We start from the raw sequence: 15,122 nt of genomic DNA on the forward strand, positions 1-15,122 counted from the left end.
AAAGTATGATGCCAATATTTAAAAAATAAGAAGATTTGAGGTTATTGTAGATAAATCTTCTTGAGAGAGTCAATTTCTGAAGGGCTGACTTTCAACTCTTTTTGAATATAAGCATCCATATTGCCGTAAAATTTGTCGATGGTATTCAAAGCTGTGGCTAAGTAATTATAATGAACGGTCATTAGATCTTTGACAGAATTGATGACATCAGGATCTTTATAGCCTTTAGAATCCAACAGATTCAAAATATCGGTGACGAATTCTTTGTTAGCGGTGTTAGTCAACAGATAGTCTTGTTTAATCGTTTCAAAAGGAACACCTAATGCTTTCAAGAAAAAGACCGCTCCCATACCTGTCCGGTCCTTACCAGCACTGCAGTGGAAAAGTAAAACTTCATTGTCGTTCTTATTTAGTAATAATTGATTAAAGAATTTTCGATAAGCCGCCTTTGAGCTGTCAGTTGTGATAATATCACGGTAAACCTCAATCATATGTTCATATCCATCGGTTGGATCACCACCAATTTCAGGAATGTAATTTTCACTTTGCACTTCTGAAGCTTTGGTTTCATCTTCTTGGAAGACAGGAGCCCAGACGTAACGAACGCCTTCTGGACGTTTATCGGGCTTTTTGTCGATTTCTTGTCTTGAACGAAAATCAACATCGATCTTCAAACCATAGTCTTTTAAAGTTTTAAGGTCATGATCAGTCAAGTCTCCCAAACCTGCCGATCTCAAAATTTTGTGATATTTTACTACTCTGCCATCGGTCGTTTGATAGCCGCCTAGTTCACGGAAATTAACGCCTTTATCAAGAGTTAAAACACGGTCATTATCGTTAGCCATTCTTATCTACCTCGGTCATTTTTTTCTATATATCATTATAACAAAAGAAAGAGTTATCCTTATTATGAAGTTCATTATTGCACCCGGAAAATACAGCAATCAAGTTAGCTCGGAAAAAATTGGGCAGGCCATCTATAGTGGAATCAGTCGTGCCTTGCCCCGAGCTGAAATTGTGACGATGCCAGTTACGGACAGTAAAGATGGAATACCAGCTCTAGTTGAGCACACTATTGGCGGACAGTGGGTCGATCTGCCTTATTTTGATGCCTTTTGGAACAGTCAAAACGGGCATTACTTAATTACAAGGATCGATAGTCAAAATACCGCAATTATTGATTCTGAACAAGTGGTTGGCGTAGATTTAGCTAAAAATAAATCGCGTGATCAGTTGTTTCATGCTACAAGTTATGGTATTGGAGAGTTCATTGTCGATGCTGTTACCACTGGTATTAGAAATATTGTCTTGTGTTTAGGAAAGACTGCCGTGGCGGATGGTGGTCTGGGGGTCTTACAAGCGCTTGGTGCCAAGATTTATGATGAGGAAGGGTCATTGATTCCCGAAGGAGAAAATCCACTGATAAACGCTCACAGGATTGATTTAGAGGATGTCTATAATTTATTGGGCAAGCGGACTCACATCACTGTACTATTGAATTTCTCTAGTGCGCATAAATTGTGTGAGACAGTGGAATATCTCAATGAAGCTCAGGAAAGTTTTTTGGAAGATAATTTAGTTTATATTTCCGAAAAAATGAATCAGAAGTATAATTTAGATATACACCCGATGCCACATTCGGATTCAATCAAGACGTTGGCAGGGGCGTTTGCCATGATTGATGCGAAGATTTCACGTTCATCATTCGAGTGGATCGCTAAAGTGACTGGGATGAAAGAAACGATTCGTTCGGCTGATATTCTGATTGCGGCCACCGAAAAGGTCTCAAAAGATTCAGCCTACGACGATATTCTTTCCCACTTGAGTCAAATAGCGGGGTCAGAAAAAATACCCACTTTTATATTATGCAATAATTTTGTTGATAATTTTCAGAACTACGAGCAATTATTCACGGGAATATTTTCCACTCAAATGACGGAATACGACGATGAAATCACTATTTTTGAAAACTATGAGTCAGTCGCTAATCAACTTATTCGGACACTTTTAGCTTTTAAATAGCCATTTTATTGAATAATATAAATGAATGCATTAATCTAAAATTAAGGATTTCAATAAGTGCACTGGAGGATAGAATTATGGAACAAGATTATAAGAGAATTTTGGTTCCGGTAGATGGATCAAAAGAAGCAGAGATGGCCTTTAGAAAAGCGGTAACGGTCGCTAAGATGAATGGTGGTCATATCGACGTTTTAACAGTGCTAGATACAAAACAATTTATTGGTTTGCATGGTGGTATGTTGAATGGTGACGTTATTTATCAACTGTCCGAAGATGCTCAAAATTATCTCAACAAGTTGAAGTCAGAAGCTGTTGATGATGGATTTAAAGAAGACGACATTGACATTCACGTGCGTTTTGGTGAACCAAAGACCGTTATTTCTCAAGAGTTTATTGAAGAATATGAAAACGACTTGATCATGATCGGCTCGACTGGTATGAATGCGGTCACTCGTATCTTGGTTGGTTCTGTTTCGGAATATGTTACAAGAAATGCCAGAACCGATGTTATTATTGTCAGAACTGATGTTGATAATAAGAAATTAGTTTCAGATAAAAAGAAGAAATAGTTTTAAGAAGATAGTTAAAAAAGCTGGTGAGGGCCAGCTTTTTTTATGGGAGAATAAGATGAGATGTCAATGGGCCAATAGTTCACAAGCAATGCAAGACTATCACGATAATGAGTGGGACCGTCCCAATCACGATGAAAGATATTTTTTTGAAATGCTGACTTTAGAAGGGGCGCAAGCTGGGTTGTCATGGGCAACGATTATCAAACGTCGTTCTAATTATCAGCTGGCCTTTGAAAACTTTGATGTTAGAAAAGTGGCCGCCTTTGATCAAAACAAGCGTGATGAGTTGTTAACTGATGAAGGAATTATCCGTAATCGTTTGAAAGTTGATTCGACGATCAATAATGCTAAGATAATCCAGACGATGCATCAGAATAATCAAAAATTTTCCGATTATATTTGGAATTTTGTTGATAATAAGCCAATAATTAATCATTATAGTGATATGAGTGAAGTGCCGGCTCAAACCGAATTGTCGCAAAGAATCAGTCGAGATTTAAAGAAACGTGGCTTTCGATTCGTGGGGCCAACCATTATCTATTCTTTCTTACAGGCAACAGGTGTAATCAATGATCATCTTGATACCTGTGATTTTAAGTGAAAATTAGTATAATGGGAGTAATGACGGAGGATAATTATGAATTCTGAAACTATTAGCAAACTAGCTGAAAAGCTTTATGAAGACCGCAGTAAAATCGAAGATAAGTCACAAGAATTTGACGCACAAGCTGTCTACGATATTTTGGACTCTTTGGAAGTATTGAGAAAACCTATCAAGGATTACTTTGAGATGACCGAAGACGATTATTACCAAAATGAGTCAGATCATCTGTTGACACTTCAAAGTCCAGATCACAAATTGAGCGAACTACATGACCGTGTTCAAGTAAATCATGTGGATGGTTCTTTAGATGCTCATGAGGTTAACTTTTCATACAATCATGAAGACCCATTTGCCAGCGGAGAATACAAGGCTAAAACTGACATCGACCTAGTTAGTTTTGCTTTTACTGTTATCGGTGCAGTGTACGATAATACCATCGTTGCTGATGTAAGAAACTCACTATCTAAAGATGCCGTTCTTTCGATCGGATTGGCAGCTTATGCTATCGAGGCATGGCAAAAATGAAATTAATACAAGTCAATGATTTATCATTGCAAAATGAAGGCTACTTTGCATTTAGGCATGTGGCTTTTTCTTTATCACAAAATCAAATTATCGGTTTGAGTGGGGAAAGCGGCAGTGGCAAAACACAGCTATTAGAAGCGCTTGCACAAGAAAATGTCCCTGACAGTGGTACGATCGAATACACGCCAGGCAGTAGGATTGGTTATTTACCACAACTCGACCCACAATTGATCGATCAAAACGTTGGCAAATATTTAGAAAGTATTCGTCGACTTTCCAAGAAATTAGCTGTCCGACCAGAACAATTACAAGGGATGATTACCTTTTTAGGGATGAGTCCTTATATAGATACGCCTGTGCGTCAATTGTCACTGGGCTTGAGACGAAGAGTTGGGTTTTTAGCTGCCGTGGCTGGTCATCCCAATATCTTGCTACTAGATGAGCCTTTCGCCTTTCAAAGCCAGCAGACAATTGAAAAAATGTTAAGTTTGATGCAAGACTTGAAAGAAAATGGCGCTGGTATATTGGTTGGCAGTACGGAATTTTCTCAAACTGTCAAAAATTCTCTCGATAATCAATATTTGTTAAAGGATGCAAAGTTGACCCCAGTCAAAACGGTGCAACCTTCAGAAGAAAAGCGTCTGTTGGTCTTTGCAGTCAATCGAAACTCAGTAGCTTTGCCAAAAGAGCTGGAGAAGTTTGTAATTTCGATCATCGATGATCAAGTGGAATTAGAGATACCTCTATCTTTGAAGGATCAAGTCGTAGCAAAGATGTTACAGCTTAACTATCGCTTAAAGGGGGTTCAAAAAGATGAAAATCAAAATTCTCTTTAAAAGTTATTTTCAATTGTTCTTCCAAAATTACTTATATCTGACCTTATTATTTGGAATTTTAACTTTTGGTTTGACGGCAGATTCATTATTAGGTATTTCATCAGTCAAAAAATACAGTCTCTTGTTGATTGGAACTTTTTTCTTGGCTTTGTTAACTACGATGAATCTTTATTACAATGACAGCCGACAAAATAAGTATTTAAAGCAAAAAATAAATAGCTCTTGGGCGGATGCTGGAAGTCAATTTTTGGTGGCATTAATAATAAATATTTTTTCTGGAATTTTAATATTTATTTTTAGCTTAATCTTGAATCCAAGTCTACCATTTGACTTAGTCGGGATTTTGGCATTGATTGCCGTCGGCTTATTAGGCAGTGGAATCGCCACGCTCTTTAAGACGCAGTGGTACCGTCATTCCAGTCTTGGACAGGTAGGAGTCTTAGTTTTTATTTATTTATCTTTGTCGGGAAATGTAGTTGAAGTGTTGAGTTATGCGAGCTGGTTATTGCCGCCATTGTCGAAAATTATTATGACGTTGCAAAATAAGTCTGATATTTTACATCTTTGGCCATTGATTGGGCAAACGTTTTTATACGCATTATTTCTATTTTTAATTAGTTCAATTATTTATAAAAATAATAAAAAAGTTAAATAAAACTATTGCAATTTGGTGTGTATTTCTGTTTTAATACTCTGATGAAATGAGGAGGCAATTTTATGAGTAATATTTATTTACGCCAGGCAGTACCCGAAGACTTGCCAAGAATTATCGAAATTATCAATAGTGCCAAGAAGACTCTCCGAAATCGAGGAGTTGATCAATGGCAAAGCGGTTATCCTAGTGATGAGATCTTAAAACAAGATATTGAAGAAGATATCAGCTTTGTATTGATGCTTAATGGTGAAGTCGTTGGTGTTGCAGCTTTACAACAAGGCTACGATAAAAATTACCAAGATATGACCTCTGGAACTTGGGACAAAGATTCCGAAGTAACTTATTCTGTCATTCATCGAATTGCTATCGAGGCTGATCATCAAGGAGAACATTTAAGTTCAGCTCTTATTCAACAATTATTGACAATGTCGTTTTATCTTGGCTATCGCGATGTCAGAATCGATACACATCCAGATAATTTAGTCATGCAACATATCATCGAGAATAGCGGTTTTGTTGAAAAAGGAACCATTACGATGGAAGAAGATCATGGAAATCGAAAAGCATATCAAATTCTTCTTAAGTAAGCGTGATTGGATTATTTTTCATATTTTTGATATATAATTGAGACATAATTAACCATCGTTAAGATGGTTTTTTTACTATATTCATATCCAGGGTTTGGATATTAGGAGAACGGTAAATTGAAGATTACAGATATTGCGAAACGGGCACTTTTGCCCAAGCCTTCGGAACTTATTTCAACTCAGACAGATAGCTTTTTGAGAAGATTGAAACCGAGACTGTTTGTGGTTAATTATATTGAAGGTGTTTATCAGAATAATGTTTTGCCAAATGTCACCGACGATACAGTTACAATTTCTGTTCTAACTGATACTCATGCTAAGGCTGTCGTGAGTGCTTCTTATTATGGAATTAATGGTATGCGCCATATCATTGAGGCAAATAAAGTTAGTGATAATGTCGGCGTTGACTTGAATGTGCATTTAGGCGATCTGATGGATGGTAGTGATAAGCCAGAGATCAGTCGAGGGATTTTGAAATTTGCAGTAGAAAATTATCAAGCCAGTAAAGCACCATTTTTTATTTTGGAAGGTAATCATGACGAAAATGATAAGTATGACGAGCATCGCTTTTTTAAGTCAGCCTCATTTCATCGTGATGACTATGATTCATTAGTTACTAAAAATGATTTTGAACAGTCGGCGATTCATCGGTTGAATCCAGTTTCTAAAATTGGCTGGTACGATAAAGGTGATATTCGAATAATTTTTATTGACACGAGTGATATTCCTTATATCCTTAGTAATGGATCTAAAAAATATGACTTTAAGAAAGTTCGAGGAGTCAGAGAGCAACAATTGGAGGATCTAACCACTGTTTTAGAACGAACGATCGATAAGCATGTAGTCGTAATGGGTCATGCCAATATTGTTAGTCCGAGTGGACGCAGTGCGTTAAACTTTAATGGTGACTTAGTACAGCAGTTACTAGTTGCATTCAATAGTAAAGCTTCAGGGCAATTGAAAAATGAATTAACTGGAGACTTTGGCGTGAATATTCGTTATGATTTTTCGACAACTGGTATCTCGAAAGTAACAACTTATATTTGTGGACATATGCATTATGAAAAAAACTACAAAGTTTCTGAAATTAATCATATAATATTAAATTGTTCGGCCCTTATGGGTAAGAAGCACGGTTTAACGACTGATTATAACAAAAAGTGGGATCGCCGTTATAATGAAGTCTCTGAATTGGCAGGGTATTTCATTAATATCGATCCTAATAAATTACGCTTACAGATTTATGGTTACGGAGCCGCAACAAGGTATGTAAGTTTTGAAATATAAGGGAGAATTTTTTTATGTGTGGAATCGTCGGATTCGTAGATAAAAATATTGCAGACAAAAAGCCTGTGATTGAGGCAATGATGGAAACAATCAAACACCGTGGACCAAATAGTTCCGGTGAATTATTCGATGGAAATGCTGCATTAGGTTTCCGTCGTTTGAGTATCATTGATATTAATAGTGGAATGCAACCCATCTACAACGAGGACAAGTCTAAAGCTATTATTTTCAATGGTGAAATTTATAACTACCAAGGTATTAGAAAAGAATTATTAGATGCTGGACATACTTTTACAACTGAAACTGATACTGAAGTTTTACTTCACGGTTTTGAAGAGTGGGGTATCGAAGGCTTATTGAAGAAGATTCGTGGAATGTTTGCCTTTGTCATCTATGATCTAAAGACTGGTGATATGACGGGTGCCCGTGATTTCTTTGGTATCAAGCCATTGTATTATTACAATCGTGAAGGTACTTTCATCTTCGGTTCAGAGATCAAGTCTTTCTTGAAAGAACCTAACTTCAAGATGGAATTAAATAAAGCTGCTTTGAAGCCATATTTGACTTTCCAATATTCAGCAATGAACGAAACTTTCTTTAAGAATGTTTTCCGCATTCCAGAAGGCCACTACTTCACATATAAGAATGGCAAGTTGAGCATTAAGAAGTACTGGGATATGGACTTCAAAGAAAATAACCTATCATTTGAAGAAACAGTTAAACGTATTGACGAATCATTGCGTCAATCAGTTGAAGAACACTCTATCAGTGATGTTCCAGTTGGTTCATTACTATCCAGTGGGGTTGATTCCAGTTACGTTACTGCTATTTTGAAACCTCAACATACTTACTCGATCGATTTTGATACAAGTACTTATGAAGAAGGCTCTGCCGCAAAACTCTTAGCTGACAAATTAGGCCTCGAAAATACTCGTGGTATCGTTACAAAAGAAGAAGCAATCAAGTCCTTGCCATTGATTCAATATTATATGGATGAACCTGATGCCAATCCTTCATGTGTACCGTTATATTTCCTTACCAAATTAGCTAGCCGCGACGTTACCGTTATCTTATCTGGTGAAGGTGCCGATGAGTTATTTGCAGGATATGCTAACTATGGTTTCCACTCACATTCAAAGGCTATTCGAGTTGTAGCTGAAGATTTGAAGAAGTTACCTAAGGGTGTTAAGTACAAGTTGGCTCATGGCTTGAAGAAGATGCCAAACTTCCCAGGTCGTTTACATTTGTATGAATCAACTGCTAAAGCTGAAGAATTCTTTATCGGTCAAGCTAAGATCTTTACTGAAAAAGAAGCTAGCGACTTGGTCAAACCTGAATTTGAAAAGTCACGTTCAGTTCATGATATCGTGATGAGAAGTTACAACAAAGTACGTGATTATGATGACGAAGTTAAGAAGATGCAATATCTTGACCTTCACCAATTCATGGCAAACGATATCATCTTGAAGGCTGACCGTATGAGTATGGCCAATTCGATGGAATTACGTGTTCCGTTCTTGGATAAAGAAGTGGCTAAAGTGGCAGCGGGTATCCCAACGAAGTATTTGCTAAATAGTAAAGATAGTAAGTATGCTTTACGTGTAGCTGCTGAACGTGCTTTGCCTTCTGAATGGGCTAAGCGTGAAAAACTTGGTTTCCCAGTACCAATTCGTGACTGGATCAAGACAAAAGAAGTTTATGAAGACTTCCGTGAATTGTTCAGTTCAGATTTTGCTGGTGAATTCTTTGACCAAGATGCAATTTTGAAGATGCTCGATGGTTGTTATCGTGGTGAAAACGATGATCGTCGTAAGGTTTGGACAATTTATACCTTCTTGATTTGGTATAAAGTTTACTTTATTGATGGTGGTAAGAAGCCTGATGTTGACCCACAAGTTGTCGTAGCTGATCAAAAATAGAATGATTTTAATTTAAGAACAAAGATACTCCCCGATTCTAGATTAAGGATCAGGGAGTATTTTTAGTCATTTAAATAAAAATAAGTTTAAGAAACAATAAAAGATTTTGTTATTGGTAACGGAAACATAGGACGTTTGTTATAGTAAACTTGTGAGTTTTTCTAAATTTAAAGTAAGGGGTTAGATTTAGAACAGAAGTAGGGGTAAAACAATGGATACTAGTCACGTTACTGATATGAGTCAAATGTTTCTCAATTGTCGCTCATTGAAAAAGTTAGATTTAACCAGTTTTAATACCAAACAAGTTCGTGATATGTCACAAATGTTTGCTGGTTGTGAAGCGTTGGAAGAACTTGATTTGACAACGTTTGATACACAAAAAGTTCAAAAGATGGATTCAATGTTTGAATCGGCTGATGCTTTGAAATCACTAAAAATAGGTGAGAAATTTGTAGTACCCAAGGACCAAGAGCATACGCTCAAATTGAAGAATCATGTCTGGATCGAAGTGGGCAGCGGTACGTCTAAGAATCCTAAGCCAGTCGATAAGGCCGGTATTAATTCAATTGAATTACTCAGCCGTCACGATAAAGGAAACTGGGTCATAAAACCAGCTGTGGAATACCACGGTTCAAATAAAGTGGCAGTAGCTAATAATTTGCACGAAGATTTGATTATTGAAGTTCCGGAACAGCTTCGTCCAGAATATGTCGGGAGTACTTTTGAGTTGAATTTGCCACAAAAAGTTGGTTTTAAAGCTGATAAGCAACAAGTTCACGTTAAAGCAACTGAAGAGGGCTTGGTCTGTGAAGATCAAGTTAACTTCCAACCAATTGAACAGCCAGAATTAAATGGTTCACTCAGATTAGCTAGTACAGTTGAGCCAGTCGAAAAAGATAAGCCAGCCAAACCCATAGAGACCGTAGAACCAGAAGACGATAGTTCTACAGTCAAAGGCGCTAAGTTTATGCAGTATATTACCGTTCATCCTGATTTGAAATATGCTCAGACGTACAAAGTTAATGGTGAAATTAATGTTGGACATCAGTTACGGCCAAATTACAGTTGGTTTAGCGATAAGATGATCCAAGTGCAAGGTCAAAAATATTATCACGTGTTAGGAAATTCATTTGTCAAAGCTGAGGATGTTTACTTATATCGGGATGCTAGACAAGTCGTTAAAACTAAAGATGTGATGATGACTCACCTTTACAATAGCCGAGCTAAGATGTTGAGCAATCGTGGTTTAGGTGCATTGAGCAGTTGGCCAGTAGCTAAAGAAGTCATCTTAAATGATCATAAGTATTATCAGATTTCGACCAATGAATTCGTTGACTCAGAAACTGTTGATTTGGAAAAAGCTTAAGCATTTCACATTAAAACATCTTTTGGTGAAATAAATATAATATATCCTCTGATTTCAAATTAGGAATCAGGGGTCTTTTTCGTCGATCCGATATTCAAAATGGCGTTATGACGTTATACGATTTAGTGATATTTTTTCATATTATCAAGTTAATTAAAAAGTCCTACAAAGGCTGATAAATTAAGAAAGTCGTAAGCTGAATCGATTAAATAATTGAGTGCCCCTCGTTGTGATAAAGTGAGTATGGTATAATTTTGTTTGAAATGTGTGAAAATTTAAAAATAGAATTAATATAGTAAGAGGTTGATCCCTATCGAAACTGAATCAGGAAAAAAATTCACGCCTATAATTTTAGGTAGTGACATGAATGTTTACGGAATGGCACGTGCTTTCCATGAACTGTATGGGGGCACAGTTAAAGCCTATGCCGATATCCAATTGGCACCGACTAGATATACAAAGATCTTAGATTTAACTCTAAACCCAGGATTTTCTGAAGACCCTGTTTTTATTGAAAAAATGCGTGAAATTGCCAAAATCTATCAAAATCATGAAGAACCAGTAATTTTATTAGCTTGTGGCGATGGTTATGCAGAATTGATCAGTAAACATAAAGAGGAATTGTCGAAAACATTTGTCTGCCCATATGTTGACTATGATTTCTTGAGATCATTGAATAATAAAGAGAGTTTCTACAAAGTTGCCGAAGAACATGGGTTGCCACATCCATTAACTAAGATTATTACAAAAGATATGTACGAAACAAAGACTGACTTGGATGTTCCTTTTAATTTCCCAGTAGCTTTGAAACCTGCCAATAGTGTTGAATGGTTGGATATTCATTTTGAAGGTCGGAAAAAGGCTTTCACAATTCATTCCCAAGAAGAATATATGAGTATTGTTGGCAAAATTTATGATAATGGTTATACATCAGACTTGATCCTACAAGACTTCATCCCTGGTGATGACTCTAACATGCGTGTTTTGAACGCTTACGTTGATCAGGAACATCACGTTAAGATGATGTGTTTAGGTCACCCAATTTTGGAAGATCCTACACCTCAAGCAATCGGTAATTATGTGGCTATCATCCCAGAATTCAATCAGGATGTTTATGACCAGGTCCAAAAATTCTTAGAGGATATTGAATTTACTGGTTATGCTAACTTCGATATGAAGTATGACTCACGTGATAAGACATTCAAATTCTTTGAAATCAACTTGCGTCAAGGTAGAAGTAGTTTCTTTGTAACGTTGAATGGTTATAACTTGGCCCAATACGTGGTCGAAGATTATGTTGAAGGCAGTCTTGAAAATGAACCAACTGTTTATGCTAATAAGAATAAGGCTCAACATAAGTTGTGGCTAGGTGTTCCGGTTAAAGTATTTGAAAAATACGCCGCCAAGAACGAAGCAACTGATTATGCTAACGAATTGATCAAACAAGATCGCATTGGAACGACAGTCTTTTACGATAAAGATAAATCGTTCAAACGTTGGTTGTTGATGACTTACATGTTCCACAACTATGTAAAACGGTTTGATAAATATTTCCAAGAAAATAAGGGACGCGATTTTAAATAGTCCTAGGAGGCTTAATTGATGGACGAAATAGAAAGATACAAAGTTGAAAAAGTAGAGTATTCGAAAATTTTGATCTGTGTCGATTCAGATGACTTTGTCTCATCTAAGAATGCGTTTAATTATGCTTGCTCACTTGCTAGACATCACGATGCAGAATTAGGGATTGTGTCAGTATTGGAAACAGGTGATTTAAATATTTTCCAATCACTTGATCCCGAAGTATTGAAAGAACGTCGTGGAGAAATCAAGAAACTGCTAGAATTATACGGACAAAAAGCCGAAGAATATGGAGTTAAGAACATTCATTTGATGGTAACAGAAGGTAATCCTGGTTCAACGATCGTTGATAAAGTGATTCCTAGTTTCCAACCAGATCTTGTGATCGTAGGTGTTGAAGATAAGAATAGAAATCGCAACACGATCGGTTCACAAGCTTCAAAGATTGTTAATAATTCCAAATGTTCTGTTAGTGTTATTAGATAATCAGATTTGAAAAGTTCGCTTACAGAACGAAAAAGGGTCCAATTAAGTAATGATAAGATGAGGCTATGGCCTCATCTTTTTTTAAACTAAATATAGAAAGGGGTTACATAAACTTATGAATTCCGATTTTTATAAAAGAATAGCTGATAAATATGAAGGTTTAACAGCTAACGAGCAGTTGATTATCGATTATGTAATATCTTCTAAGGTTCCTAATAAGTTAAAAATAAAGGATATTTCAGATAGCCTTTTCTTATCAAGTGCTACTATAGTTCGCGCTGCAAAAAAATTAGGTTATGATTCCTTCAGTCAAATGAAGTTTGATGCAGCTCAATATTTGGATGAAGATCAAAATGACCAGAAAATTACTGAGAATTTTGACAAAATAATAACTCGCATTAAAGGTGATTTTGAGAAGACCATTGACATGCAAAATGAAAGAAAGGTTAGGGCTTTCGCAGAAGAAATTAACTCAGCGAGACGGATCTTTTGTGTTGGTAGCGGATCTAGTGTCAGTGTAGCAAGTGATCTAAATCGTAAATTGAAACTCCTGAATTATTGGTCAAACGATTATGAAGAATTGTATGCCATCAGAGATATTGCCGATATTTCTAGTAACAAAGACGTGATTATTGTAATTTCACTAGGGGGTGGCAATGATCTAGTGAATAAGTACTTAATGTCGGCTAAAGCAAATGGTACAAAGATTATTTCTATTACGGGCACCAATGCAAAATCTGTTATAGAGCTCAGTGATGTCAACTTGATGGTCTATGAATCTCCTGTACCTAGAAAACGTATGCGTTCAAGATTGATGCTTAATGTAGCGTCAGACATATTTTTTGAATATATTGTCAATCACGATTCAAAAACAGAGTAATTTTTTACGCTAAAGTAAAATTTGACCTTTTAAGGTCTAAACCTTATAAAAAGGGAATTCTTGAGATAATGATGATACCTTAGTAAATGAAAAGTGATCCAATTATTAAGGAGATGTTTATATGGGGGCTCAAGCAAGTACAGGAAAAAGAAATAACCTCATTCGAGGTTTTGAAATGTTTGGCCGGTCTTTTCTATTACCAGTTTCGGTTTTACCTGCAGCTGGTATTCTTCAAGGGCTAGGTTCAGCATTCACTAATGCCGACACGGTTAAAATGTATCCATGGATGCAGAATCACACGTTCCAATTTATTATGGGATTCTTATCAACCATGGGATCAGCGGCATTTAAGAATTTACCAGTCATTTTTGCAGTTGGTGTGGCTGTTGGATTAGCAAAGCATGAAAAAGGATCTGCCGCTATTTCCGGACTTTTAGGTTATCTAACACTTCAATATATGATGAACTTTTTACTTAGTGCATCTGGTCAATTAGTTGATACGGCAGGAATGGATCCAACTAAGGCTGCTCTAGCATTAGCTGATAAGATGCAGACAACAGTTTTGGGTATCCAAACAATGGATTTAAATGTTTTTGGTGGAATTATTACAGGTGTGATTGTTTATTTTGTTCATAAGCGTGCTATTAAGATGCATGTACCAACAGTTCTAGACTTCTTCAGCGGACCAAGATTAGTTCCAATTTTAATTATGCCAGTCATGGCTATGACTGCAGTTGTCTTTTTCTTTGTTTGGCCAGTAGTTCAAACAGGAATTGCTGCACTATCGGTTTTGATTCTTAAATCTGGTTCAATTGGAACATTCTTCTACGGCGTAATCGAACGTCTTTTACTACCATTTGGTTTACATCATGGTTTAAATTGGCCAGTTAGAACAACTGAATTAGGTGGTATTTTTACGATTGGTGGACGTCAATATCAAGGTACAATTGCCGCATATATGGCTTCATTAGCTCATGGTGGTGCAATTAATCCACTGATCACTCGTTTTAGTTCTGGTAAATTTGTGTACAACATGTTTGGTTTACCTGGTGCTGCACTGGCCATGTATACTTGTGCCAAACCAGAAAATAAGAAGAAAGTTGGAAGTTTGCTATTCGCAGCCGCCGCAACAGCTTTCTTAACAGGTGTTACCGAACCTATCGAATTTACATTTTTGTTCGTAGCTCCAGCTCTTTATGCCATCCATGCTGTTCTTGCAGGTTTAACAATGGCTGTTACTTCAGCTTTAGGTGCAGCATACTTGACTCCTACGGGGCACGGATTGATTAACTTTATTATTTACGGGGTTCTTCAAGGAACAAAAACAAAATGGTATATTATGCCAATTGTAGGTGTCTTCTGCTTTGCGATGTATTACTTTGTATTTAGATTTGCTATTTTGAAGTTTGACTGCAAGACACCAGGACGTGATGATAATACTGAGGATATTAAACTTCATGGTAAGGATGAAACTAGAAAGAAAATGGGAGTTCATACTCTTAAAGATGAAGGTAAGGTAACAGCTACTACTTCATCAACTGCTAAGTTGTCAACACATGAACAAGCTTTGGCCTTGATTGAAGCACATGGTGGTCCTTAAAATATCACTGATGTAGATGCATGTATTACTCGTTTAAGAATCAATGTTAAAGACAAGAGCGTTGTTGATAAGGATACAATTGTTAATAATCTTGGAGCCATGGGATTCAATGAATCAGGTATGCAGATGCAATCAATCTACGGTGGTCACGCTAATGTCTTAAAGATGGAGATTCAAGATGTCTTAGGGATGGGTGAGTAAT

14 protein-coding genes and 1 pseudogene are annotated in these 15,122 nt (G+C 36.6%); 14 read left to right on the forward strand and 1 reads right to left on the reverse strand.

Features of this window, described 5'->3' with window-relative positions; all coding sequences use genetic code 11:
* Positions 1 to 41: 41 nt before the first annotated feature.
* A complete protein-coding gene (locus ACG72T_RS03185; RefSeq protein ID WP_395264568.1) occupies positions 42 to 845 on the reverse strand; it encodes a tyrosine-protein phosphatase in 804 nt (267 codons plus the stop codon).
* A 64-nt stretch (positions 846 to 909) separates the two neighbouring features.
* Here ACG72T_RS03185 and ACG72T_RS03190 point away from each other — a divergent pair, with 64 nt between their 5' ends.
* The 14 genes and pseudogenes from ACG72T_RS03190 to ACG72T_RS03255 all read left to right on the forward strand — a co-directional run bounded on the left by ACG72T_RS03190 (position 910) and on the right by ACG72T_RS03255 (position 15,121).
* Positions 910 to 2,022, forward strand: a complete 1,113-nt coding sequence (locus tag ACG72T_RS03190) for a glycerate kinase (protein ID WP_395264569.1) — start codon at positions 910 to 912, stop codon at positions 2,020 to 2,022.
* Between the two features lie 77 nt (positions 2,023 to 2,099).
* Positions 2,100 to 2,591 carry a universal stress protein gene (locus ACG72T_RS03195; protein WP_395264571.1) on the forward strand — a complete coding sequence of 164 codons (492 nt, stop codon included), beginning with the start codon at positions 2,100 to 2,102 and terminating at the stop codon, positions 2,589 to 2,591.
* Positions 2,592 to 2,649: 58 nt separating this feature from the next.
* A complete protein-coding gene (locus ACG72T_RS03200; RefSeq protein WP_395264572.1) occupies positions 2,650 to 3,195 on the forward strand; it encodes a DNA-3-methyladenine glycosylase I in 546 nt (181 codons plus the stop codon).
* A 36-nt stretch (positions 3,196 to 3,231) separates the two neighbouring features.
* Positions 3,232 to 3,723, forward strand: coding sequence for a hypothetical protein (locus ACG72T_RS03205; protein ID WP_395264574.1), 492 nt, complete (start codon positions 3,232 to 3,234; stop codon positions 3,721 to 3,723).
* Entirely contained in the window at positions 3,720 to 4,559 is an 840-nt protein-coding gene (locus ACG72T_RS03210) for an ATP-binding cassette domain-containing protein (RefSeq protein ID WP_395264575.1), read from the forward strand. The genes ACG72T_RS03205 and ACG72T_RS03210 overlap by 4 nt, the downstream gene beginning before the upstream one ends.
* Positions 4,537 to 5,214 carry a hypothetical protein gene (locus tag ACG72T_RS03215; RefSeq protein WP_395264577.1) on the forward strand — a complete coding sequence of 226 codons (678 nt, stop codon included), beginning with the start codon at positions 4,537 to 4,539 and terminating at the stop codon, positions 5,212 to 5,214. The genes ACG72T_RS03210 and ACG72T_RS03215 overlap by 23 nt, the downstream gene beginning before the upstream one ends.
* 62 nt (positions 5,215 to 5,276) lie before the next feature.
* Positions 5,277 to 5,801 carry a GNAT family N-acetyltransferase gene (locus tag ACG72T_RS03220; RefSeq protein ID WP_395264578.1) on the forward strand — a complete coding sequence of 175 codons (525 nt, stop codon included), beginning with the start codon at positions 5,277 to 5,279 and terminating at the stop codon, positions 5,799 to 5,801.
* A gap of 117 nt (positions 5,802 to 5,918) precedes the next feature.
* Positions 5,919 to 7,088 (forward strand): metallophosphoesterase family protein, encoded by a 1,170-nt coding sequence (locus tag ACG72T_RS03225; protein ID WP_395264579.1) that lies wholly within the window; start codon positions 5,919 to 5,921, stop codon positions 7,086 to 7,088.
* Between the two features lie 14 nt (positions 7,089 to 7,102).
* A complete protein-coding gene (gene asnB / locus ACG72T_RS03230) occupies positions 7,103 to 9,007 on the forward strand; it encodes an asparagine synthase (glutamine-hydrolyzing) (RefSeq protein ID WP_395264580.1) in 1,905 nt (634 codons plus the stop codon).
* 211 nt (positions 9,008 to 9,218) lie between these two features.
* Positions 9,219 to 10,373 (forward strand): BspA family leucine-rich repeat surface protein, encoded by a 1,155-nt coding sequence (locus ACG72T_RS03235; RefSeq protein WP_395264581.1) that lies wholly within the window; start codon positions 9,219 to 9,221, stop codon positions 10,371 to 10,373.
* Positions 10,374 to 10,736: 363 nt separating this feature from the next.
* Positions 10,737 to 11,957 (forward strand): carboxylate--amine ligase, encoded by a 1,221-nt coding sequence (locus ACG72T_RS03240; RefSeq protein WP_395264582.1) that lies wholly within the window; start codon positions 10,737 to 10,739, stop codon positions 11,955 to 11,957.
* Between the two features lie 18 nt (positions 11,958 to 11,975).
* Positions 11,976 to 12,440 (forward strand): universal stress protein, encoded by a 465-nt coding sequence (locus ACG72T_RS03245; protein ID WP_395264583.1) that lies wholly within the window; start codon positions 11,976 to 11,978, stop codon positions 12,438 to 12,440.
* Between the two features lie 115 nt (positions 12,441 to 12,555).
* A complete protein-coding gene (locus tag ACG72T_RS03250) occupies positions 12,556 to 13,320 on the forward strand; it encodes a MurR/RpiR family transcriptional regulator (protein WP_395264585.1) in 765 nt (254 codons plus the stop codon).
* A 121-nt stretch (positions 13,321 to 13,441) separates the two neighbouring features.
* A pseudogene (locus ACG72T_RS03255) lies at positions 13,442 to 15,121 on the forward strand (PTS transporter subunit EIIC).
* Position 15,122 lies beyond the last annotated feature (1 nt).

It is taken from the genome of Companilactobacillus sp. FL22-1, assembly GCF_043951805.1.
Lineage (GTDB): Bacteria > Bacillota > Bacilli > Lactobacillales > Lactobacillaceae > Companilactobacillus.